At 71.9% G+C, this 22,506-nt stretch carries 18 protein-coding genes and 2 pseudogenes; 5 read left to right on the forward strand and 15 right to left on the reverse strand.

Translation table 11 applies throughout. The features are described 5' to 3' along the window. The first annotated feature begins 143 nt into the window (after positions 1-143). Entirely contained in the window at positions 144-1,454 is a 1,311-nt protein-coding gene (locus tag ACIBNA_RS17735; RefSeq protein WP_399166118.1) for a phosphatase PAP2 family protein, read from the forward strand. Here ACIBNA_RS17735 and ACIBNA_RS17740 read toward each other — a convergent pair. From ACIBNA_RS17740 to ACIBNA_RS17770, 7 genes and pseudogenes are all read right to left on the reverse strand, one after another. Beyond that, positions 1,444-1,818 carry a hypothetical protein gene (locus ACIBNA_RS17740; protein ID WP_399166119.1) on the reverse strand — a complete coding sequence of 125 codons (375 nt, stop codon included), beginning with the start codon at positions 1,816-1,818 and terminating at the stop codon, positions 1,444-1,446. The genes ACIBNA_RS17735 and ACIBNA_RS17740 overlap by 11 nt on opposite strands. Beyond that, positions 1,815-2,282, reverse strand: a pseudogene (locus ACIBNA_RS17745) (cbb3-type cytochrome c oxidase subunit I); the annotation flags it as partial. The gene ACIBNA_RS17740 and the pseudogene ACIBNA_RS17745, both read right to left, overlap by 4 nt. A 106-nt stretch (positions 2,283-2,388) precedes the next feature. After that, positions 2,389-3,669: an acyltransferase family protein gene (locus tag ACIBNA_RS17750; protein ID WP_399166120.1), complete on the reverse strand. Its 1,281-nt coding sequence runs from the start codon at positions 3,667-3,669 to the stop codon at positions 2,389-2,391. Between the two features lie 23 nt (positions 3,670-3,692). Then, positions 3,693-4,355: a hypothetical protein gene (locus ACIBNA_RS17755; protein WP_399166121.1), complete on the reverse strand. Its 663-nt coding sequence runs from the start codon at positions 4,353-4,355 to the stop codon at positions 3,693-3,695. Next, positions 4,352-5,014 (reverse strand): RNA polymerase sigma factor, encoded by a 663-nt coding sequence (locus ACIBNA_RS17760; RefSeq protein WP_399166122.1) that lies wholly within the window; start codon positions 5,012-5,014, stop codon positions 4,352-4,354. Before ACIBNA_RS17760 ends, ACIBNA_RS17755 begins: the two co-directional genes overlap by 4 nt. A gap of 102 nt (positions 5,015-5,116) precedes the next feature. After that, complete coding sequence (locus ACIBNA_RS17765; protein WP_399166123.1) at positions 5,117-5,602, reverse strand: NUDIX hydrolase; 486 nt, start codon at positions 5,600-5,602, stop codon at positions 5,117-5,119. A 319-nt stretch (positions 5,603-5,921) separates the two neighbouring features. Then, on the reverse strand, positions 5,922-7,658 hold the full coding sequence (locus ACIBNA_RS17770) for a hypothetical protein (RefSeq protein ID WP_399166124.1): 1,737 nt from the start codon (positions 7,656-7,658) through the stop codon (positions 5,922-5,924). A 332-nt stretch (positions 7,659-7,990) separates the two neighbouring features. Here ACIBNA_RS17770 and ACIBNA_RS17775 point away from each other — a divergent pair, with 332 nt between their 5' ends. Both ACIBNA_RS17775 and ACIBNA_RS17780 read left to right on the forward strand, forming a co-directional pair. Then, a complete protein-coding gene (locus ACIBNA_RS17775) occupies positions 7,991-9,052 on the forward strand; it encodes an N-acetylmuramoyl-L-alanine amidase (protein WP_399166125.1) in 1,062 nt (353 codons plus the stop codon). 484 nt (positions 9,053-9,536) lie between these two features. Next, complete coding sequence (locus tag ACIBNA_RS17780) at positions 9,537-10,655, forward strand: acyltransferase family protein (protein ID WP_399166126.1); 1,119 nt, start codon at positions 9,537-9,539, stop codon at positions 10,653-10,655. 3 nt (positions 10,656-10,658) lie between these two features. Here ACIBNA_RS17780 and ACIBNA_RS17785 read toward each other — a convergent pair whose 3' ends face one another. The 5 genes from ACIBNA_RS17785 to ACIBNA_RS17805 all read right to left on the reverse strand — a co-directional run bounded on the left by ACIBNA_RS17785 (position 10,659) and on the right by ACIBNA_RS17805 (position 15,230). Then, positions 10,659-10,832: a hypothetical protein gene (locus tag ACIBNA_RS17785; RefSeq protein ID WP_274820356.1), complete on the reverse strand. Its 174-nt coding sequence runs from the start codon at positions 10,830-10,832 to the stop codon at positions 10,659-10,661. 204 nt (positions 10,833-11,036) lie between these two features. Then, the gene (locus ACIBNA_RS17790; protein ID WP_399166127.1) at positions 11,037-11,261 is read right to left on the reverse strand and encodes a hypothetical protein; all 225 of its coding nucleotides are present in this window, start codon (positions 11,259-11,261) and stop codon (positions 11,037-11,039) included. Between the two features lie 387 nt (positions 11,262-11,648). Continuing rightward, the gene (locus tag ACIBNA_RS17795) at positions 11,649-12,671 is read right to left on the reverse strand and encodes a hemolysin family protein (protein WP_399166128.1); all 1,023 of its coding nucleotides are present in this window, start codon (positions 12,669-12,671) and stop codon (positions 11,649-11,651) included. After that, positions 12,668-14,011: a hemolysin family protein gene (locus tag ACIBNA_RS17800; RefSeq protein ID WP_399166129.1), complete on the reverse strand. Its 1,344-nt coding sequence runs from the start codon at positions 14,009-14,011 to the stop codon at positions 12,668-12,670. Before ACIBNA_RS17800 ends, ACIBNA_RS17795 begins: the two co-directional genes overlap by 4 nt. A 103-nt stretch (positions 14,012-14,114) precedes the next feature. Then, positions 14,115-15,230, reverse strand: coding sequence for a (Fe-S)-binding protein (locus tag ACIBNA_RS17805; protein WP_399166203.1), 1,116 nt, complete (start codon positions 15,228-15,230; stop codon positions 14,115-14,117). On the opposite strand from ACIBNA_RS17805, the pseudogene ACIBNA_RS17810 reads away from it, so the two are divergent. Then, positions 15,207-15,387: pseudogene (locus ACIBNA_RS17810) on the forward strand (hypothetical protein); the annotation flags it as partial. The gene ACIBNA_RS17805 and the pseudogene ACIBNA_RS17810 sit on opposite strands and share 24 nt — an antisense overlap. Positions 15,388-15,471: 84 nt before the next feature. Here ACIBNA_RS17810 and ACIBNA_RS17815 read toward each other — a convergent pair. Further along, on the reverse strand, positions 15,472-15,975 hold the full coding sequence (locus tag ACIBNA_RS17815) for a MarR family winged helix-turn-helix transcriptional regulator (RefSeq protein ID WP_399166130.1): 504 nt from the start codon (positions 15,973-15,975) through the stop codon (positions 15,472-15,474). 109 nt (positions 15,976-16,084) lie between these two features. On the opposite strand from ACIBNA_RS17815, the gene ACIBNA_RS17820 reads away from it, so the two are divergent. Then, positions 16,085-16,600, forward strand: coding sequence for a YceI family protein (locus tag ACIBNA_RS17820; RefSeq protein ID WP_399166131.1), 516 nt, complete (start codon positions 16,085-16,087; stop codon positions 16,598-16,600). Positions 16,601-16,608: 8 nt separating this feature from the next. On the opposite strand, the gene ACIBNA_RS17825 is transcribed toward ACIBNA_RS17820, so the two are convergent. Continuing rightward, positions 16,609-18,315: a hypothetical protein gene (locus ACIBNA_RS17825; protein WP_399166204.1), complete on the reverse strand. Its 1,707-nt coding sequence runs from the start codon at positions 18,313-18,315 to the stop codon at positions 16,609-16,611. Positions 18,316-18,421: 106 nt separating this feature from the next. Next, positions 18,422-22,504, reverse strand: coding sequence for a molybdopterin-dependent oxidoreductase (locus tag ACIBNA_RS17830; protein WP_399166132.1), 4,083 nt, complete (start codon positions 22,502-22,504; stop codon positions 18,422-18,424). Between the last annotated feature and the right edge of the window lie 2 nt (positions 22,505-22,506).

A 22,506-nucleotide genomic window follows, 5' to 3' on the forward strand; every position in this document is an offset into this window, starting at 1 on the left:
CTCCGATAGCATGTTCGATCGCGTGACGATCATACCCATTACAACTAACAAATCGACTAAAACAATTGATATCGATAATAACGCGGATTTTATCGCGCATAAGACGCAGAACCACGCTCGCCGCATGGCCTCGACCACGGACGATGCTGTGGGCCACGGCCGCCGTGGTGGCCCTCGGGTTTCTCATCGCCTTGGAGATCGCCGCGCGCCGGTACGGGCTGCCCGGGCCGATCACCTCCCAGGTGCAAGAGGTGATCGTCGCCCCCAAATCGGGCTTCCTGCTGTACGCCTGCATGGCGCTGACGATGGTGGTGCTCACCCGGCGGCAACGGTTCATCGCGGTGGGCGCCGCGATCGGCATCGACGCCGTCTTCCTGGTGGTGCGATGGGTGGTCGGCGCCGATCTGACCGACGGCGGCCATCCCTTCGGCAACGGCGCGTTATGGGTGATTCTGGGCGTTGCCGTCATCGCGATCACGCGCCGCACCGGCCAAGAACGTGCCCTGCTGCTGAAGGGCGTCGGACTGGGTCTGCTGCTGCTGGCCGGCCGCAAGACCGGTGACACCTGGCTGCTCATCACCTCCAAGACCCGCCCCATGGTGCTCGACCAGTACCTGGCCACCGCCGACCACGCGCTGGGCAACCCGTCGTGGCTGGTGGGCCGGATCGTCACGGCCACCGGCCCGGCCGGTGCCCTCGCCCTCGAAGCCGTCTACGGCCAACTGGCGGTGGCCGCGGTCGTCGTCGCGCTCTACCAGCTGCGCAACGTGGCCGCCGAGCGCCGCTTCCCGCGCCACCACCTGGTGCGGACCTTCCTGGTCATCGGCCTCCTCGGACCGGGCATCTACATGATCTTCCCGGTCGTCGGACCGATCTTCGCCTACGGTCCGGGCGCCTCCGGCACCGGCGGCCTGCAGTGGGCGGTGGCCAACCTGTGGCCGGACCTGCCGCCACCGATCGGCGTCGCCCCGCACGAGATGCCGTACGACGAGATCACCCCCCGCAACTGCATGCCCAGCCTGCACACGGCGTGGGCCACCGCGATCTTCATCCATTCCCGCAGGGGCCCGCGCGTGCTGCGGTACGCGGGCACGTTCTGGCTGATCGCCACGCTCGCCGCGACCCTGGGATTCGGCTACCACTACGGTGTGGACCTCGTGGCCGGTGTGGTGTTCACGGTCACGATAGAGGCGGCCCTGCGCTCGCTCGAACGCGGCTGGGACCGGTCGGGAATCCAGCTGGTCACCTACGGAGTGGCGGTCTTCGCCGCGCTCCTGGTGTCCTATCGCTATCTGCCGATGGAGATGGCCGAGCGGCCGTGGCTGTTCGGCCCGCTGCTCATTCTGGCGATGGCCTCGGTGATCTACGGCTACGTACGGACCACCAGCCAGTGGGAAACGAAGGCAGTGCCGGCCCGGCAACCGGAACCGGAACACGAACTGGTCAGCGGGTGAGCAGGACCGTCAGGGCGCTCACTGCGCCCGCGCAGGCGAGGACGGCGCAGGCGCAGACGGCGTGGCGGCGGAGCAGGGCGTGCCGGAGGGCGGCGTAGCGGCTCTCGTACTCCTGTCGCAGCTCCTCGGCCCGCCGGACCGTGCTGTGCAGCAGTTGACGGGTGACGTCGAGGCGCCGGCGGACGTAGTGGCCGGTGAGTTCCTCGGCTTGGGCGGTGGTCAGCCACGGCATGCGCGCGCAGAGGTCTTCCGCCTCGCGTCGTGCCTGGTCGCGATGGGCGTGCGCGAGGAGGTAGCCCTCGGCCTCGTCGGCCAGCGCCTGCCGCGGGTCGCCGTGCGGCGTCTCGTTGTCGGCGCCTCTCACGGCCGTTCGCCCTTGTGGCCGTCGGCTTCGACGACATCGCGTTTGCCGGTGTTCTCCGCCTCGTCCAGCTCGGCCACGTCCGGATGGTGCAGGTCGAAGGCGGGGGATTCGGAACGGATGCGCGGCGGGGTGACGAAATTGTGCCGCGGGGGCGGACACGAGGTCGCCCACTCCAGGGAACGCCCGTACCCCCAGGGGTCGTCGACCTCGACCCGCTTGCCCTGCTGGGCGGTCTTCCACACGTTGTACAGGAACGGCAGCGTGGACAGGCCCAGCAGGAACGCGCCGATCGACGAGACGGTGTTCAGCCAGGTGAAGCCGTCCGCGGCCAGGTAGTCGACGTACCGGCGGGGCATGCCCTCGGCACCCAGCCAGTGCTGCACCAGGAACGTGGTGTGGAAGCCGACGAACAGTGTCCAGAAGCGGATCTTCTCGATGCGGTCGTCCAGCATCGTGCCGGTCATTACCTGACCCGGGCCGCGGCGCTCCGCCGCCGGTACCGGAGCGACCGGTTCGGTATGTGTCGCCATGAGCTCCCCGATCGGCAGTGCGTGTCCAACTCGGCGGAAGCTAGTCCCGCTGATGCGGCACGGACCTCTGACGTCGGGCTTCGCTGGTCTGAACGGCCGAGCGATCCACGCGAACGAGTGGTGTTCCGTTCATGCCGGGACGGTGTGCGAGCTTTCGGCCCCAGGCCTGGCTCGGCGCTTCGATGTAACGGTGGGTCAGCAGACACAGGGGCAGCAGGACGGCGAAGAAGGCCGCTTCGAGCAAGGGATGGTCCTGCCGCCGCCGGCCGATCGTGTGGTCGAACACGGCCAGCAGGAGCGGATGCAGCAGGTAGACCGAGTAGCTGAGCGTTCCCAGCCCGGTGAGCTGGTGCGGGATCCGCCGGCGGCGGCACGCCAGTCCGGCTCCGAAGGTGAGTACGGCCAGCAGGAACGCCGTGATCCAGCCGCGTCGCGTGAAGTGGGAGACGTCACCGTGCCAGTACGCGCTGCCCATGGCGCAGGCGGCCACGACGGCACCTGCGCAGGCCGTGCGTCGCCAGGTGCTCCGACCGTGCTCGGCCCGGTGGACGGCGGTGCCGAGGAACATCACGGCCAGGATCACCAGGCCCTCCCAGAGGGGGACCGTGCCGTTGAAGGGGATCAGGACGAGTGCCGCCACACCGCCCAACACGCCCCCGGACACCCGCAGCGCGGGTGACGTGGCACTCGCACAGCAGATGGCGACCGCCATGGCGATCGAGGTGACGGCGACCAGCGGGCCGGTGCCGACCATGTCCGACAGGGCGGAGACCGGCAGCACCACCCCTGCCGCCACGCTCACGGCGGCGGCCACGGCCAGGGTGACGGCGACCGTCGCAGACCGCTGGTGAAGGCGGACCGTGAAAAGAGCGACGACCAGCAGGTAGAAGGCCATCTCGTACGAGAGAGTCCACAGGACGAGCAGGAGATTGGGTGTCCCCAGCAACTCCTGGAGCATGGTGACGTGGGCGACAGCCACCGTGACGGCGCCCTGCCGGCCGAAGTCGGGCATCTCCGCGATGCCCAGGACGCCGGCGACGAGGGCCGCCGCGACGACAGCCGCCCACAGGGGGTACACACGGGAAAGCCGTCCGATCCAGAACGCCCGGACGCACCCCCGGCGCTCCAGTGACGCGGGCACGATATAGCCGCTCACCAGGAAGAACACCATGATGCCGTAGCGGCTGGTGTTGAACTCCGGCATCAGCTCCCGCCGGAATTCCGGCATGAAGGTGTACGACGAGTGGTCGAACACCACGAGGAGTGCCGCGATGCCGCGCAACGCGTCCAGCCAGCCCAGCCGCGACGGACCGTCCGGCACGGCGGGACCGGGTAATCGTGACGTCACCGACGCCGACCGCTTCGGACGTCAGACAGGGAGACCTTCATCGGAACGCAGGGTTCGGCCTCGCGCTTGGTCGCGTAGAACTCGACCGCGCGGGGCCGGGAGTCGCCCCGGGTGTTCTCGAAGGCCAGCACGTTGCCCCGGCGCAGGGTGACGTCCCAGCCGGCCTTCGCGGGGATCAACGGACGGCCGTCGATGATCAGGGGGCGGCCGTGTATGTCGGTCACCGGGGAGACCTTGCTGCGCTCACAGACGTAGCCGGAAGGGAGCAGGTCAATGGTCACCTCGATGCCCCACGGGCGCACGTTCTCGGCGAGAGCGCGCTGGGCGGGGACACCGATGCTCTGGTCCTTCACGGTGAGCCTGACGCTGCCGTCTCCCACCGGCTCCACCGCGTACGCCTTCGAGTGCGCCGTCGCACCGGGCACGACCACCGCGGCGAGCCAGGCGGCAGCACAGGCCGCCGCGACGACCGCGATCCGTCGAGGAGCAAGAGGACGGAGAGAAGCGAGAGTAGCGAGCGGAGCGAGGAAACGGCCGAGGGAGTTCTTCGCCTCGCGCCGGCCCGTCCTGACGCCACCCGACCCGGTCTCGGCGCTCTCACGCAACCGGATCTCCCTCTTCAGCTCGTCGAGAAGACGGTCCTCGAATGTCACCCTCATGCCCGGGCACCTCCCCTTGCGACGTGGAACAGCGACGGGTCCGGGGCCCCCGCTCCCGTGGGACTCGTGGGCTTTTCCTGTCGTGCCGCGGGTTCGGTCTCCGGTGCCTTGACGTCCGCCTTGTCCCGCAGCGCCTTGCGCGCCCGGTGCAGCCGGACCCGGGCCGTGACCTGGCGGATGCCCAGTGCGGCCGCCGCCTCCGTGACCGTGAGCTGGTCGACCGCGATCAACTCCATGACGGCCTGCTCGCCCTCGGGAAGGCTCGCCAGCGCGGCCAGTGCGCGCCGTCCCGGGCTCTCCGCGTCGAGTCTGTCCTCGATACGGGCGATGTCGTCGGCCTCCAGCAACCGCCGCCCGGAGAAACGCAGATCGCGTTCCGCCTCGCGGGCCATCCGGCGGCGCTCCGACGACACGACGTTGCGGGCGATGCCGTACAGCCACGCCGTCTCGCTGCCGAGGCGGGGCCGGTAGGAGTGGGCCGAGTCGAGGACGGCGAGGAAGATCTCCGCCGTCAGGTCGGCAGCGGTGTGCGGATCGTCGACGCGCCGGGCCACGAAACGCATGACCGCGTCCACGTGGCGCCGGTAGAACTCCTCGAAGAGCCGCGGGTCACGTACCGCCGCGGCGGGCCCACTCCGTAACCGTTCCGCGCCATCCACAAACGACTCCTTCTCGTCAAAGGCTCCCCGGTCCTCCTCGGAGGTGCACCGGAGTCCCGTATAGGGCAGTTCACTTGTTCTTGGGCCCGGGCGGGAGAAGCGTTACAGGGGGAAGCGTGTGAGCCGGGCGAGGTGGGCGTCCAAGGGGTGCACGCGCCCCGGCAGGGCCTCGCGCAGGTCCCACCAACAGATGGCCTCGATCTCCTCGTTCGGCTGGAACGCCACGGCCTCGGCGCACCGCCCGGAGAACAGCGCGCCGTATTCGACGCGTTGGTCCGGCGCGAGCGTGAAGCGCGGGTACCCGACGAACCGGAGCGGCTCTCCGGGCGTCTGCCCTGATTCCTCCAGCAGCTCACGAGTGGCCCCCTGGCGCGGAGACTCGCCCGGCTCGATCAGTCCGCCGGGCAGCTCCCAGCCCTGCCGGAAGCGGTCGAACACCATGAGGACACGGTCGCCGTTCCAGAGGGCCACCAGGGCGAGCGGCAGCGGCGCGTCACCGGGCGGCTGCTCCTCCGCCCGGCGGATGAAGGCGGTCAGGGCATTGCCGCGGTCGTCGGCGGCAAGCGGCCGGGCTGTGTGATCAGGCATCTCCGCATGATGCCCGGCGGTGCCCGGGAGCCGTGCGGGAAAGGTGCCTTTGCCCCCGGCAGTGGCGGCGGCTCTGTATGGGTGCCGTCAGGGGGGATTCGGCCATGGGGGAGGTTTCGTCGAGGCGTCCGTTCTTCTCCGGACCTCACTCCAGGAGTTCGCGATGGCCGACCTGGCCTTCGGCGTCGTGCCTCGTGCCGCGTCGCGCAGAAGTGCGGATTCGAACTGTCTGCCCTCCGGCCCGCGGCGCCACCCGCGTTCCCCCTCGAAGGTCACCTGCACGCCCGAGCACGTGACCTCTGAGCACGCGGCCCAGGCGTCACGCGCTGTCGAGGCCGGCGGCGAGTTCGTCGTGCCAGTGGAGGGAGACCCGCTGCTGGAGGATCGTCGCCGCGGCGACCGGGAGGGGGAGCCGTAGGAACTCGCGCAGTGCGTGGGCGGCGTCGTCGCGTGCGACCCACGCGGTGAGGTCCTCGTGGGACACGGGGCCGGTGTCGCCGTGCTGCAGCAGCTCCCTGGTCGCATGGACCTCCGCGGCCAGGGTGCGCATCCGCAGGCCCAGGGGGCCGTCCTGGTCACAGTCGACGGGCAGGCCGCGGTGGATCCGGTCGAGGGCCTCGGCCACCTCCGGGTAGATGTCGAGGCGCGTTTGCGATGCCAGGCGCGACAGTTGGGCCCCGACGGCGGCGCGCAGGCGCTGCGGCGGCGTGCGCTCCACGAGCCCGGCCAGGTCCAAGTTCCCTATCTGTGCCGGGAATGCGCACTCCGAGGCGGGGAGGTCGTCCAGGAGCGGCAGCAGCAGGGCACTGGTCAGCTCCTCCGGGCCCTCCTCGTCCGGGTCGTAGGCGATGCCGAAGTCCTGTCGCAGTACGGCCAGGAAGCGGGTGTACGCGGCGGTCGAGCCGGGCCAGAGGTCCACGCCGAGGCGCCGCGCCTCTGGTCCGCCGGCGGTGTTGCTCTTGCGCGGTGACATGACGCGCCGGGTGTCCTCCTGCGGACACGGCACGCCGTCCTCGGCGAAGGTGAGGACGACCTCCGGGCCGTGTCTGGTCAGGACCGCCACGCGCGTGCCGGCGGACAGCGCGCGCAGCACCTCCTGCCGGGCGAACTGCGCGGCGCCGCCCTCCAGCGTGGCGTACGCCCATCCGTCGACCTCGCCCGCACGGACCAGGGGCCGGTGCGCGGCCCACGCGGACTCCGCCGCCCGCTGGGCCTGCCGGCGGTCGCGCGGCCGTACGGTGGCGGGGATCGCGCCGAGCCTGCGCAGCATCTCGGCCGGGGTCAGGCCGGCGGCGAAGGCGACGTCCGGCTGGTCCGGGAGCGGTGCGGGACGCGGGCCGTAGGTGCGGACGAAGAAGAGTCGCTGCGTCCCTTCCTGCCGGGGTGGCGGCGGGGCGCTCCCGGCGAAGTTCGTGAAGACCGGCCGCTGAAGGGCCGGCGGGTCCGACTCCGGCTCGGCGAGTGCCGCGGCTTGCGCCAGCGGGGAGACCGCGTCGGTGGGCACGGTCCGCTCCTCCTCCCACAGCAGCTTTCCGGCCACCGCCAGGGGGATGCGGTCGAGGAAGGGGAGGCCGCCCTCCAGGGCGTCCGCGAGACCGGCCAGGACATGACGCAGCGAGGGCCAGTGCGCGAAGGAGGGCATGTCCTCGTCGAAGCGGCGGCCGACCTGTCCGTAGCGGGGCCCGGGGCGGCAGGCGATGAACAGGCCGTCCGAGGGCCGCCGGCCGATGCCCAGGGTGATGGGCAGCGCGTCCTCACCGTGTTCGGCATCCTCTGCCATGCCTCTGAGGAAGTCCGTGTTCCGCACGATGTCCGCGACACCGCACAGCGGCCCGTAGTACGACAGTTGAGCTGCGCTGTCGTCGAGTTCCACCCCGTCGTGGCGCCGCAGCGAGGCCACCAGGTCGGGGTGGAACGTCACACCGAGCGTGCGCTCGGCGTCCTCGATGCCGGCCTGCGGTGCGGGTGGGCGCAGGGTGGCGTGGGTGAGGGGAGCGTGCCGGGCCAGCCAGGCGTCGATGCGGGCCCAGGACTCCTCGACGGCGGGGATGCTCATGGCAGCGGACCCTACGCCGGGCCACTGACAGCGCCCCCTGCCCTCCCTGGTGCCGCAGGGTCGTAATCCCGCCGAATTTGCGCACGTGGTGTACGGCGAGGTGAGCGACGACGCGAGCGGCGCGAGAATGGTGAGGGCCTGGCGACGTCCGCGCGGCAGCTACGAAGAAACGATCCGCCGGACGCGTACCGCAGACAGACCCGCTCCCCGGCCGGGCACGCTCCGCAGACGCGATCGCACCGTCTTCAGACCGCACCGTCTTCAGACCGCACCCTCTTCAGACCGCACCCTCTTCAGACCGGCCCGAACGCGCCGGAACGGAGGACTGACTCATGGCCACCCCGCTCACCGCCGCCCGGCTCGTCGCCGCGCTGAAGGCCGAGGGCTGCGCCGTTCACGAGGTCGGCGGATGGCGCACCAACAACCGTAACCACAAGGGTCCGTGGGGTCCCGTGCACGGGGTGATGATCCATCACACCGTCACCGGGCCCGGCACGGACGTCGTCGAGCTGATCTACCACGGCCACAGCGCCCTGCCCGGTCCGCTCGCCACCGGATGCATCACCAAGGACGGCGTCGTCCACCTGACCGGCAACGGCCGGGCCAACCACGCCGGTGGCGGCGACGGTGACGTGCTCGATGCCGTCATCGGCGAGTCGTACGGCACCTACCCGCCCGCGACGCACGAGCACGACGGCTCGGCGGGCGCGGTCGACGGCAACGCCCGTTTCTACGGCTGGGAGTGCGAGAACAAGGGCGACGGCAAGGACCCGTGGCCGAGTGTCCAGTACATCGCCATCGTCAAGGCCACCGCCGCGATCTGCCGCGCGCACGGCTGGGGCCCCAAGAGCGCGATCGGGCACCTGGAATGGAGCGACTGGAAGGTCGACCCGCGCGGATTCGACATGGCCGACTTCCGCCGTGACGTCGCCGAGGCCCTGGCCCTCCCGGCGGGCCTGTGGGAAGGAGAGGACCCCATGCCCCAGTACGTCAACCTCGGTGTATCCGGGGGATATCGGCTCGCGCCCGGAGCCTGGGACTCGATCGAGTTCGCCACGGAGTGGGCCGACGAGACCGGCGACCACGCCACCGGCGGGAGCGTCTTCGCCCGTGGCCCGGCCCGGTTCAGCGGGAGCGTCAGCCTCCACATAGACGGGCTGCCGACGGGTGCGGTCGTCCAGGCGCGCATGTCGGAGTACCAGGGCGACCAGCACCGCGCGGACCACCCGATCCACGAGATCGTCGGCACCGGGGGCGGCACATTCGCGGTCGTGCCCCTGACGAAGCGGCTCCCGTCGGGCCGGAGCATGCGGGTGCGGCTGCTGAACCAGGCCGCCGCCCCGGTCACCGTCGCGAGCGCGGTGCTGACCGTGCTGGTGTGGAAGGAGACCTAGGGCCTGTCGTTTGGATCATGCCGCAGACGCGGGGTCTGGCACGCACCTCTGCGGCGTTGTCGTCGGTTGCCGACTCCCCCAAGCTCTCGACTTCGCTCGAGCAAGGGGGGACCCCCATCGCGTCGACGCCCTCCTCCGCCTTGCAGAGGCACGCACCAGACCCCGCTCGCCGGCACCGAGCAGAACAGTCGCTTCCCTGCGACCTGATCCAAACGACAGACCCTAGGGGGTCTCTGGCGGCGACGGACGAGGCGTGGACCGTTCCTGACCGAGCCGCGGCATCCCTTCACCGTCTCCCTCACGGAGACGATCGCCCGTCCGGACACGTATACCCGGGCATGAACCGAAGCGAGTCACCTCCGTTACGAGTTGAACCGGGGCACGGCCCTGTGATTAGGGTGCGGGCGATGTTCTGCGCAGACCCCACCCCCTTACCCCGAGTAGGACGAGGCACAGCCGCTTCGCGTTGCTTCGGGAGGGCCCCGTGAGTGACACGGTGACGACGCTCAGCCCGGCCGCCGAGGAGGACCGGGCGTCCCGGGGAAGGGAGCAGGGCGCGGCGGTCCGGCCGGTGCGGCAGCGGGACGCGTTCTTCGACAACGCCAAGTACCTGGCGATCGTGCTGGTGGCCGTGGGACACGCCTGGGAGCCGCTGCGGCCGGGCAGCAGGGCCGTCACGGCCCTCTACATGTTCGTCTACGCGTTCCACATGCCGGCGTTCATCATCGTCTCCGGCTACTTCTCGCGCACCTTCGACGGGAGCCCGGGCCGCCTCAAACGCCTGGTCACCGGTGTCGCCGTGCCCTACGTGGTGTTCGAGACGGCGTACACCCTGTTCACCCGGTGGACCAGCCAGGACCCCGACCGCCCGGTCAGCCTGCTGGACCCCCTGTATCTGACCTGGTTCCTGGCGGCGCTGTTCGTCTGGCGGCTGACGACGCCCCTCTGGCGGCATGTGCGCCGGCCCCTGCCGACGGCCCTCGTCGTCGCGATGCTGGCGACGCTCTCGCCGTCCATCGGCCACGACCTCGACCTCCAGCGCACCCTCCAGTTCCTGCCGTACTTCGTGTTCGGCCTGCTGCTGCGGCCGGAGCACTTCCGGCTGGTGCGCCGGCGCACGGTGCGGATCCTCGCCGTGCCGGTGGCCGTCCTTGCGCTGGGCGTGGCGTACTGGGCGGTGCCGCGGATGAACTACGCGTGGTTCTTCCACGCCGCCAGCGCCCGGGAACTGGCCGCCCCGTTCTGGTACGGGCCCGTGATGACGCTGGCCGCCTTCGGCTGCTCGGCCGTCCTGGTCGCCTGTTTCCTCGCCTGGGTGCCCGGGCGCCGGACGTGGTTCACCGCGCTGGGCGCGGGCACGCTGTACGGCTATCTGCTGCACGGTTTCGTCGCGCAGGCCGCCAAGCACTGGGGCTGGTACGAGCCGGCCTGGGTCCACCGGCCCGTCGGCGCGGTCGCCGCCGCCCTGGTCGCGGCCGTGGTCGTCACGGCGCTGTGCACGTCGCCCGTGCGGCGTGTCTTCCGCTGCGTGACGGAACCGGGGATGGCGTGGGCCTTCGGCAGGGCGAACGCGGTCCCGCAGCCGGGCGATGCCCGTGGGTGATGCCTACTGCTGGGCGCCGGCTTCCTGCTGCACCGGTGCGTGCCCGTTCAGGGCCTGCGTCATCTGGTGCTGCGTCTCTTCGGCGACCACGCGAGCCTCTTCGACGACGTCACCGCGTTCGCGTATGAGGCTCTCGTAGATCGGCAGTTCTTCGTTCCGGGTCGAGTCGGGTTTCACAGGGATTGTCCTATCGCTTTACAGCCGGTTCTGAGGGGCCTGTGTAAGTCTGCGTCATGCCCTGCCGCGGTGTTACCCACCCCGGTCATGTCCAGAATTCCGTCACGAGCTTCGCGAATTCCCCAACTTTGCGACCGTGAGGAAAGTCCTGGGCACGGCGAAGGGCCCCGGGAATCGCGTCCCGGGGCCCTTGCGCGGATGTCGTCAGAGCGACGTCGTGTGAATGCCCCCGCTGCCGCCGGCCGCAGCGCCCTCCGGCGACAGGGCCCCGTGGAGCTCGGCGCAGGCACCTGCGGTGAGGGGCTCGATCAGGCCGCTGGTGAGGCTGCCCGCGAGGTCCAGGGAGGCGCCGCCCGCCATGCCGCCGGAGACGTTGTCCAGGTCGGCGTCGGAGAGCTCGGCGCTGTCGACCTGAGGGGTGAGGTTCATTGGAGGTGTTTCCCTTCGCGTGAATGTCTCGCAATGGCGGCGCGCGTGGGGGGTCGCCGGATCCGGAACCGAGATTCCGCACCGACGGCTCCGCCGTGACCAGGATCAAAGCACTCCGTGGCAGAAAAGTTCCAGCCGCATCCCGGCTCACCATCGCGTCTTTCGGCGACCTCCTTCACTGCCATGACCACGGGCACACGAAATACGCCCATTCCTTCACACACTCTGTCGCCCTGCCACGCCCACGTGTATTGCGCCCCGATTCCCGAAGCGGGCACTTCGACGCCAAGTTCCCATGGCGTGCCGCGGACTTGGCGCCCGGCGTGCCGTCCCATGGAGTACTGGCGAACGGTGTGCAGATTGGCTGGAGGTTCGGATTCCGCTCCGTCAGGCCGCCGCGGACGGCTGCATCAGCCGGGCCAGCAGGTCGTCCAGGGTGACCAGGCCGGTGAGCCGGCCGGCGGTGTCACGGACCACGGCCAGGGAGGACCGGCGGCGGCGCAGCACCTCGATCGCGTCGGCGACCGTGGTGGCCTCCGTCAGCTCGGGCACCGGACGGGCCAGTTCACGGGCGGTCGTGGCACGCCCCCGGGCCCGGGCGACCAGGGCGTCACGGGCGTGGACCGAGCCGAGGACGGTGCCGTTCTCCCGGACGAGCAGCCGCGTGCGGTCGAGGCCGGTGGCCAGCCGCAGCAGCGCCTCGACGTCCGTGCCGCCCTCGACCCAGGTGAGCTCCGCGGCCGGGATCCGCAGCGCCGCGACCGGCGTCTCCGGCTCGGTCAGCGAGCGGGTCAGCAGCTCCGAGTCGGTCGCGCTGATCAGGCCCAGCCGCTCGGACTCGGCCACCAGGTGCGTCAGCTGCTCCCGGTTGTGCACCGAGGCCAGCTGGTCGCGCGGGGCCACCCGGCACAGCCGTACCAGCGCGTTGCTCACCGCGTTGAGCAGCCGGATCAGCGGCCGTACGGTTCGCACCACGGCCCGGAACGGCGGGGAGAGCAGCATCGCCGATCGCTCGGGGTGTGCGATCGCCCACGACTTGGGGGCCATCTCGCCGACCACCATGTGCAGGAACACCACCACGGCCATCGCCACGGCGAACGCCACGCCGTAGCTCACGGCACCGGGCAGGCCCAGCTTGTGCAGCAGCGGGTCGAGTTCGTGCGAGATCGCCGGCTTCGACACCGAGCCCAGGCCCAGCGTGCACACGGTGATGCCCAGCTGGGCACCGGCCAGCATCAGCGACAGCTCGCGCATACCGGCCAGCGCCGCCCCGGCTCCGCGCCGCCCCTCGGCCGCCGCCTTCTCCATGCGGTGCCGTTTGGCGGCGACCAGCGCGAACTCGGCCGCCACGAAGAAGCCGCTGCCGATCAGCAGCAGCACGGTCACGAAGACCGCCATCGGGAAACTCACGCCATCTCCTCGGCTTCCTCGGCGTCCACGAACGGACTGATCCGGACGCGGTCGGCCACATGCCGGTCCAGCGTGCGGACGTCGATCACGGCGCGGCCGCCTTCGGGCAGCTCGACCGTGACCCGGTCGCCGACCGTCGGGAAGCGGCCGAGCCGGTCCACGACCAGACCGGCCACGGTGTCGTAGTCGTCGTCCTCCGGCAGCCGGACACCGGTGGCGTCGGCCACCTCGTCCAGCCGGCGGCCGGCGTCCACCAGCCAGCCGTCGCCGTCCGCGACGGCGAGCACGGTCACCTTGTCGGACTCGTCCGCGATGTCGCCGACCAGTTCCTCGGCGATGTCCTCGTACGTGACGATGCCCGCCACGCCGCCGTGCTCGTCGAGGACGACCGCGAACTCGTCGTCCTGCTCCCGCATCCGCGTCACCGCGTCGGGCAGCGCGAGCGTGTCCGGCAGCAGCAGCGGCCGCCGGGCCACCTCACCGGAGCTGGCGCCGGCGAGGCGGGCGGCGGGCAGCGCCATCAGCTCGCGCACGCCGAGCACGCCCACGATGTCGTCCGGGTGGTCGCCGAGCACGGGGTAGTTGGAGTGGCCGTGCTCGGCGATCAGGCCGACCGCCTCGTCGGCGCCGGCGTCCTTGCGGACGAAGACGGCGTCGGCGCGCGGCACCATCACCTCGTCGAGGGTGCGCTCGGAGAACTCCAGCGCGTGGTCCAGCAGCGCGGCGGTGTCCTTGGGCAGGGCGCCCTGCTCGTGCGACTCGCCGATCAGATGGCCCAGCTCCTCCAGCGTGGCGCCGTGATGCAGCTCCTCGACCGGCTCGATGCCGGCCTTGCGCAGCAGCTTGTTCGCGGCGCTGTCGAAGACGCGTACGACAGGGCCCACGACCTTCAGATACGCAAGCGTCGACGGGGCCAGCGCCTTCGCCAGCCGTTCCGGCACGGCGATCGCGAGGTTCTTCGGGGCCAGCTCGCCCAGCACCATCTGCACGACCGTGGCCAGGACGAAGGCCAGCGTCACGGAGACGCCGCTCACGGCCGCGCCGGGCAGGCCGAGCCCGGACAGGGCGGGCCTGAGCAGCGCGGACACCGACGGCTCGGCGATGAAGCCGACGACCAGGCCGGTGACGGTGATGCCGAGCTGCGCGCCCGACAGCATGAACGACAGCCGCTCCAGGACCCGCAGGGCGCGGGCGGCCTTCTTGTCCCCGGCCTCGGCCTCGCGCGCGAGGGTGAGCCGGTCCGCGGAGACGTAGGCGAACTCCTGGGCGACGAAGTAGCCGGTGCCGGCGGTCAGCACGAACACGGCGAGCAGGCCCAGGAGAGCGTTCGCGGCACTCATAGAACACCATCCCGCCGTGTGCCGCGATCACTGATGTCGTGGCGGAATGGTCGGGGACTGTGCCCCGCGGGGTCCGTCGGTCTGGCGGACAACAAGTGGCTCCTTATGCGTGGTGTGTCTCCGGGTCAACGTTCGTCGCTGCGCCCGTGTTCCCGGATTCTACGACGGTGTAGAGACCGTCGCTCGGGGCGTGGCGGCTCAGTGTCGCAGCCCGCGGACCAGCCCGGCACCGGCGCCGGCACCGGCGGCGGCCAGCCCGGCACCGGCCAGCGCGAGAGCCCGGGCCCGCCGGGCCGGGGGGCGCGGGGCGGGCGCCCGGGGCGACGCCGTACGCCCTGCCCGGAGCACCGGGCAGGGCCGAGGCCAGCAGCTCCGCCAGGTGCACGCCCTCGTGGCCGCCGCTGTCGAGCTCGTGGATCTGCGTACGGCAGCTGAAACCGTCGGCCAGGACCACGGTCGCCTCGTCCTCGGCGCGCAGCCGCGGCAGCAGCGCGCGCTCCGCGCACGCCTCGCTGACGTCGAGATGCCCGCGCTCGAAGCCGAAGTTCCCGGCCAGCCCGCAGCAGCCCGCCTCCAGCCGCTCCGCGTCGACCCCCGCCCGGCGCAGCAGCTCCCGGTCGGCGTCCCAGCCGAGCACCGCGTGCTGGTGGCAGTGCACCTGCGCCAGGGCCCGCGCGGACCGCTCGGGCACCCGCGGGGGCTCGTAGCCGGGGGAGTGCTCGGTGAGCAGTTCGGCGAGGGTCACCGTCTTCTCGTGCAGCCGGCGCACGTCGCGGTCGCCGGGGAACATCTCGGCCGCGCCGGAGCGGAACACGGCCGTGCAGCTCGGCTCCAGCGCGACCACGAGACCACCCGCCCGGACGTGCCCGGCGAGCCGGCGCACGGTCCGGGTCAGGACGCGTTCGGCGATGCCGAGCTGGCCGGTGGAGATCCAGGTCAGCCCGCAGCACAGCGCCTCGGTGGGCAGCTCGACCCGCCAGCCCGCGTGTTCCAGCAGTGCGACAGCGGCCCGGCCGATGTGCGGGTGGAAGTGGTTGGTGAAGGTGTCGGGCCACAGCAGGACCGTCCCGCGCCGCCCGTCGCCGCGGGGCTCGTGCCCCCCGAACCACTGCTGGAGCGTCCGCCCGGGGACCAGCGGCACCTCCCGGTCCGCCACCCCGGCCACGGCGACGGCCGCCTTCGACACAGGCGCGGTGTGGGCGATCCCGTCGTACGGCATCCGGTGGGCGGCTCGCCCGTCGACGCGGTGGCGCTCGCCGAGGCGTTGCGCGAGCGGGTCGACGGTGAGGTGCGGTTCGACGGGGGGGAGCCGGGCCGCGTACTCGACGGACGCGTCCAACTTCCGGCAGACGCCGATCGGGGTGGTGGTGCCGCGCCAGCGCGCCCATGGAGGCCTCCTGCTGGTGTCGGGACGAGCAGCCGCCGGGTACCCCCGGCCCCGTCCCGGTGAACCGCCCGGCTCACTCCGTGCGGGACTCCCCGGCGAGGTCCGGCACCAGCGCGCACAGCGCCTCACGCTGGTCCGGGCCCATGAAGCGGGCCAGGGACTGCGTCACCGTCTCGGCGAGCGGGCCGGAGGCCTCGGTCAGGAGGCGGCGGGCCTTGTCGGTGAGGGTGACCTCGACGCCGCGCTTGTCACCGCACACCGACCTGCGGGTGACGAGGCCGGTGTGCTGGAGGCAGGCGATCTGGTAGGTCAGGCGGGTCTTCGGGCGGCCCAGGAGCTCCGCGACGCGCGTCATGCGCAGGCCGCCCTCGGGCTGCTCCGCGAGCAGGCAAAGGATCAGGAACTCGTCGTGCGAGACGTCCAGCTTCTCCTTCACGACCGCGCGCAGCCGCTGCTCCACCGCCCCCGTCGCGGCGAGCAGCAGCATCCAGGCGCGCAGCTCGGCCGGCAGCAGCCCGCCGCCCTCGGCGGACGGACATTCAGGCAGGTCGGCGGGGTGCTCCTGGTGGTCGGCCATGGGTCCCAGCCTACCTGTCGTCCAAATTTGGAGCAGGAGGTTGTCCAATTTTGAACGAGCCGCTAGTGTGCAGTCATCCAAATTTGAACGACATGAGTGGAGAAGGATCATGACCGTCGCCGTGGAAACCGGACTGTGGCAGCTCGACGCGACCGCCTCGACCGTCGGCATCCGGCACAAGACCATGTGGGGCCTGGTCACCGTGAAGGGCACCTTCGGCGCGATCGGCGGCTCGGGTGAGGTCCGGCCCGACGGGTCCGCCGTCGGCACCCTGGCCTTCGAGGTCGCCTCCCTCGACACCAAGAACGCCAAGCGCGACACCCACCTGAGGTCCGCCGACTTCTTCGACGCCGACCACCACCCCGAGGTCACCTTCGCGGCCCGCAGCGCCGAGCTCCGCGACGGCGACCAGGTGCACATCGTCGGTCAGCTCACCGTGCGCGGCGTCAGCAGGCCGCTGTCCCTCACCGCCCGCCTGAAGGACGGGGACACCACGGGACTCACGCTGGAGACGGAGTTCAGCGTGGACCGGGACCAGTTCGGCATGGGCTGGAACCAGCTGGGGATGATCCGCGGCCGGACCACGGTCACCGCGGCCCTCCGCTTCACCCGGGCCACGGGCTGACGCCGCCGTCAGCCCGCCCGGCGCACCGCCTGCTGCACATCCGCACTCGACAGGGTCTGCGGCGACGCCGTGAACGCGCGCAGACGGATCCGGACACTCGGCCGGGGCAGGGTGAACCGGCCTTTGGGCGGCCGGAGTTCATAGCGGGCGGTGGTGTGCGCGGACAGGGTGCGAGGGCCCCGGACGATCCGCCAGTACGGATCCATGCCCTGGCCCATGGTCAGGGTGAAGTGCGGGGCGAGGGCCGTGTCGCCGGTGTTGGTGACCTGGAGGGTGAGGCGGGAGACGGTCGCCGGGGTGGGGTGGCGGGCCGCGACGACCCGCATGCGCAGGGGCGGCGTACCCGTCGCCGCCACGGCGGCGCCGCCCAGCGCGGGCAGGAGCAGCAGCACCGTCAGGGCGATCCGGACCGGGCGGCGCCGCGGCCCGGACAGCAACCGCCGCCGGGGCTGCCACGCCCCGGCGAACGCCGACGCGGGAGCGGTGACGGCCGCCGCCAGCCACAGCGGCGTCATCAGCAGGTAGTAGCCGTCCTGCGAGCGGGTCGCCAGATAGAAGGCGCACCAGGGCAGGACGGTCGCGGCCGGACCCAGTCGCCTTACGAACAGCACGAACAGCACGAGCAGGCCGGCGAGCAGCAGCAGGCTCGCGCAGGAGTACCAGTCGAGCCGGTCGCTGCCGTTGGTCAGGTACAGCGAGATGTCCACCACGCCCTGCCCGTGCAGCACCGCGCCCTGCGTCAGCGGCAGGGCGATCCCCGTCAGCCAGGGGCCCGGCTCGCTGACGACGAAGTAGGTGTTGATCAGCAGCCACACGGTCGCCGCGGCCCCGGCGAACCGCAGCACCACCGCCGCCGCGGCCCGGCCGCCCAGCTCGCCGCGGCGCACGGCGTAGATCCCGGCCAGCAGGAACGGCGCCAGGAACCAGGGGAGTTGCTGTGCCGCGCACGCCGCCCCCAGACACGCGGCCCGCGCCAGACCCGCCGCCCCGAGCCGCCCGCCCGCACCCGTACCCGGCCAGCGCACCACCACCGGCACCAGCAGGGCCAGGGCCACGATCGCCGGGTAGCCGAGCCGCCCGTACGACGGCAGCATCCCGAAGCCCAGGCACACCATGGTCGCCGCCGACCGCCACGGCGCCGGCAGCCTCCGCCACAGCACGACCGTGCCGGCGACCAGGGCGCCGATGCTCACCGCCGTCGCCGGGGCACCGCCGTGGCCCAGCCACAGCAGCGGCACGGTCAGCAGCGGGGCCAGCGGCGGATAGCCGTAGGTGAGGTCGTAGCCCCCGGTCACCGTCGGGGTGAGAGCCACGCCGTGGCCGAAGAGCCAGGGCCACGGCTGCCCGTACACCGGGTGTCCCGCAGCCAGTTCCCGTGCCGCCTGGGTGGTGAGCAGCGCCTCGTCGGAGCCGTGGTGCAGCATGATCCACGCGCACAGGGTGAGCGTCACGCCCGTCACCAGCACGCACAGGTCCACCCGGGCCAGCGACCGTTCCCGGCGGACGACCAGGGCCAGCACCCCGCACGCCAGGATCGAGGCGTAGCACGCCGAGATCACCGCGGCCACGGCCGGCCGGTGACTTGCCGCCGTCGCCCACACCGCTCGGGTACCGATCAGCAGGCTGATGTCGGCGAGCAGGGTCAGGACGCGGTGCCACTGGGCCGGGGACGGCGGTCCGGCCGCCGCCGACTGGGTGCGCGGGCCGGGTACCACCAGCGTGGTTTCTGCCGAGTACACGCCGCAGGACGCTAATCGCCGCAGGTGAGCGGGGGCTGGTCGGAGGTGAAGAGTCCGGTGTGAGGCGAGTAAGGCCCGGCGTTCAGTACACGTCCCGCACGTACCGCTTGTCCGCCGCCAGTTGTTTCACGTACGCGGCGGCCTCCGCCTCGCTCAGCCCGCCGTGCGCCACCGCGACGTCCCGCAGGGCGCGGTCCACGTCCTTGGCCATGCGGGAGGCGTCGCCGCAGACGTAGAAGCGGGCGCCGTCGCGCAGCCAGTGCCACAGCTCCGGCCCGTGCTCGCGCATCCGGTCCTGCACGTACACCTTGTTGCGCTGGTCGCGGGAGAAGGCGCTGTCCAGACGGGTGAGGGTGCCCTCGTCGAGCAGAGCCGTCAGCTCGTCCTCGTAGTAGAAGTCCGTCGCGCGGTGCTGCTCGCCGAAGAACAGCCAGTTGGGGGCCCGGTGCCCGAGGGCCCGCCGCTCCTGGAGGAAACCGATGAACGGCGCGACGCCGGTGCCGGGGCCGACCATGACCATCGGCGTCGACGCGTCGGCCGGGGGCCGGAAGTGCGGCGAGCGCTGCACGAACACCGGCACCTCGGTGTCCGCCCCGGCGTCGGCGAGGAACGGCGAGCACACCCCGCCGCGCTGACGCCCGTGCAGGTTCTCGTACCGCACCACGGACACCGTCAGGGACACCTGTCGCGGATCGACCAGCGGGCTGGACGATATGGAGTACAGCCGCGGCTGGAGCTTCCGCAGCACCCCGGCCCACTCCTCGGCGCCGGCCCGGACCGCGTACTCGGCGACCACGTCCACGGCCTGCCGCCCCCAGCACCACTGCGCCAGCCCGTCCTTGTTGTCGGGCCGCAGCAGCCTGCGCAACTCGTGCTTGTCCCGGGCCCGTTCGGCGACGAACCGCAGCAGGTCCGGGGTGATCTTCGTGATGTCGAGGTGCCGGGCCAGCGCCTCGTCGAACGGCACCTCGCCGACACCGGCCACCTCGACGGCCGCCCCGGCGTCCAGCCCGGTCACCGCCAGCCATTCCGCCACGAGGGCCGGCGCGTTGACCGGCCGCACGCCGAGCGCGTCCCCGGCCTCGTACGCCAGGTCCGTCCCGCTCGTGTCGAACGTGAACCGCCGGACCTCCTTGCCCGCGCCCGGCCCGCTGAGCAGCCGGTTGCCGACGAGCCGGGCGACCGTGGCGGCGGGCTTCGGCTTCGGTTCCGGTCGCGAGGCCGGGGCGGTGGCCGGGGCGGTGGCCGCACCGCCCAGTGCCGAGAGCACCTGGTCGAGCCACTGCCCGGCGGAGGGCTCGTAGTCCGGCTCGCAGTCCGTACGCGGCGCCAGCCGCACCCCGCCCAGCTCGTCGAGCCGCGCGTCCAGCCGCCGCCCGTGCCCGCAGAAGTCGTCGTACGAGGAGTCGCCGAAGGCCAGCACGGCGTACCGCACCCCGTCCAGCCGCGGGGCCCGTTCGCCGGAGAGCGAGTCCCAGAAGCCGGTGCCGTTGTCGGGCGCGTCGCCGTCCCCGAAGGTGCTGGTGATGAAGAGCAGGTCCGCCGTGCGGGCGAGCGCGGCGACGTCCGCCTCGTCCATGCCGACGAGGGTCGCACGGTGCCCGGTCGCGGTCAGCCGCTCGGCCGTGGCGGTGGCGAACTCCTCGGCGTTCCCCGTCTGCGAGGCCCACAGCACCACGACCTCACGGCCGGACGGCTCCCTCGCGGGGGCGGCCGGTGGCGCCGAGCGCGAGTACATGCCGGCGAGGACCCCGTTGACCCACAGGGCGTGCTCGGGGGTGAAGGGCGCGTCGGGCGGGAGCACCGGAACGCCGGGGGCGCCCGAGCCGAGCCCGGCGAGGAAGCCGGTGAGGTACTGGCGTTCCTGGGCGGACAGGACGGGGGGAGGGGAGGGCTGGAGACCGAAGGGGTCGGTCCCGCCGGGGGTGACGGTCGTCGGCATCAGAGCCCCGGCCGGTTCCTCGCGCACAGCGCTCGCCGCCTCTTGCACGGACGCCTCTCGCACGGGCGTCGCCACCTTCGTCAGCGACACCGCGCACACCTTGAACTCCGGCTGGAACGACAGCGGATCCACCGCGTCGCTCGTCACCGCGTTGATGCTCAGGTACTCGCCGAACAGGTCGTTCCAGTGGAAGGGGGCGAAGCAGCAGCCCGGCCGCACCCGGTCCGTCACCACCGCCGGCAGCACGGCCCGCCCGCGCCGCGAGGCCACCTCGACCAGATCGCCCTCCGCGACCCCGAGCGCGTCGGCGTCCCGCGGATGGAGCTCCACGAAGGGCCCGGCGTTCAGCTTGTTGAGCTTGGCGACCTTCCCGGTCTTGGTGAGCGTGTGCCACTGGTGCTGCACCCGCCCGGTGTTGAGCACGAACGGATAGTCGTCGTCCGGCATCTCGGCGGCGGGCAGGTGCGGCCGGGCGAAGAAGACGGCACGACCGCTCGCCGTCGGAAACCGCAGCCCGTCGTCACCCACGTACCGGACGGGATTGCGTTCGGGCCCGTCCTCCCGCGCGGCCGGCCACTGCACGGGCGTCCGGCGCAGCCGCTCGTAGGAGACACCGCGCAGGTCCCACTGCGTCTTCGGGTTGTGGAACCGCCGGATCTCCTCGAAGACCTGCTCGGCGCTGTCGTACGAGAATCCCTTCTCGTACCCCATCGCGCACGCGACCTCCGCGATGATCCGCCAGTCGGCCATCGCCTCCCCGGGCGGATCCGCGGCGGCCCGGGTCAGCGTGAGGTTGCGCTCGCTGTTGACGAAGACGCCCTCCGCCTCGGTCCACATCGCGCCGGGCAGGACGACATCGGCGTACGCGTTCGTCTCGGTGTCGGTGAACACGTCCTGCGTGACGACGAACTCGGCGGCCTCCAGGCCCTCGATGACCGTACGGCGGTTGGCGACCGAGGCGACGGGGTTGGTGCAGATGATCCAGCAGGCCTTGATCTCCCCGTCGGCCATCTTCCGGAACATCTCGACGGTGCCCTGCCCGACCCCGTCGGCCCGCAGCGTCCCGGGCGGCAGCTCCCACACGTCCTCGACGAACGCCCGGTCCTCGGCCACGAGCACCGACCGCTGCCCCGGCAGCCCCGGGCCCATGTAGCCCATCTCGCGCCCGCCCATGGCGTTGGGCTGCCCGGTGAGCGAGAACGGCCCGGCGCCCGGACGGCAGATCGCGCCTGTCGCCAGATGCAGATTGACCAGGGCGTTGGTGTTCCAGGTGCCGTGCGTGGACTGGTTCAGCCCCATCGTCCAGCAGCTCATCCACTGCCTGCCGGCCTCGCCGATCAGCCGGGCGGCCCGGCGGATGTCGTCCTCGGCGAGCCCGGTGATCTGCGCGACCGCCGCCGGGGTGTAGTCGGCGAGGAACCCGGGCAGGGCCTCCCAGCCCTCGGTGTGGGCCGCGACGAACTCCGGGTCGGTGTGCCCGTCCGCGTGCAGCAGGTGCAGCAGGCCGTTCAGCAGCGCGAGGTCGGTTCCCGGCCTGACCTGGAGGAACAGATCGGCCTTGGCGGCGGTGGCGGTCCGCCGCGGATCGACGACGATCAGCTTGGCGCCGGCCTTGACCCGCTCCATCATCCGCAGGAAGAGGATCGGATGGCAGTCGGCCATGTTCGAGCCGATGACGAGAAAGACGTCCGCCTGATCGAAGTCCTCGTACGAGCCGGGCGGCCCGTCCGCGCCCAGCGACAGCTTGTAGCCGGTGCCCGCGCTCGCCATGCACAGCCGCGAGTTCGACTCGATCGCGTTGGTCCGCACGAACCCCTTGGCCAGCTTGTTCGCGAGGTACTGCGCCTCCAGGCTCATCTGACCGGACACGTAGAAGGCGACCGCGTCCGGCCCGTGCGCGTCGACGATCGCCCGTAGCCGCGCGGCGGTCTCGGCGATCGCGTCGGCGACGGGCGAGGGCACCGGCTCCTCGCCCCGGTCGTCGCGGACCAGCGCGGTGGTCAGCCGCCCGGGCGCGGCGAGCATGTCGGCCGTGGTGGCGCCCTTGGTGCACAGCCGGCCCGCGTTCGCCGGGTGCGCCTTGTCGCCGGAGGCTTTGAGGACCGTGCGCCGCCCGTCCGGCCCCATGGTCACATCGAGCACGAGGCCGCAGCCCACCCCGCAGTACGAGCAGACGGTGCGCACCGCTTGCGTCTCCTGCTGTGGCCGGGTGGTCGAGGTCATGC

It is taken from the genome of Streptomyces sp. NPDC050164, from assembly GCF_044459945.1.
Lineage (GTDB): Bacteria > Actinomycetota > Actinomycetes > Streptomycetales > Streptomycetaceae > Streptomyces > Streptomyces coeruleorubidus_A.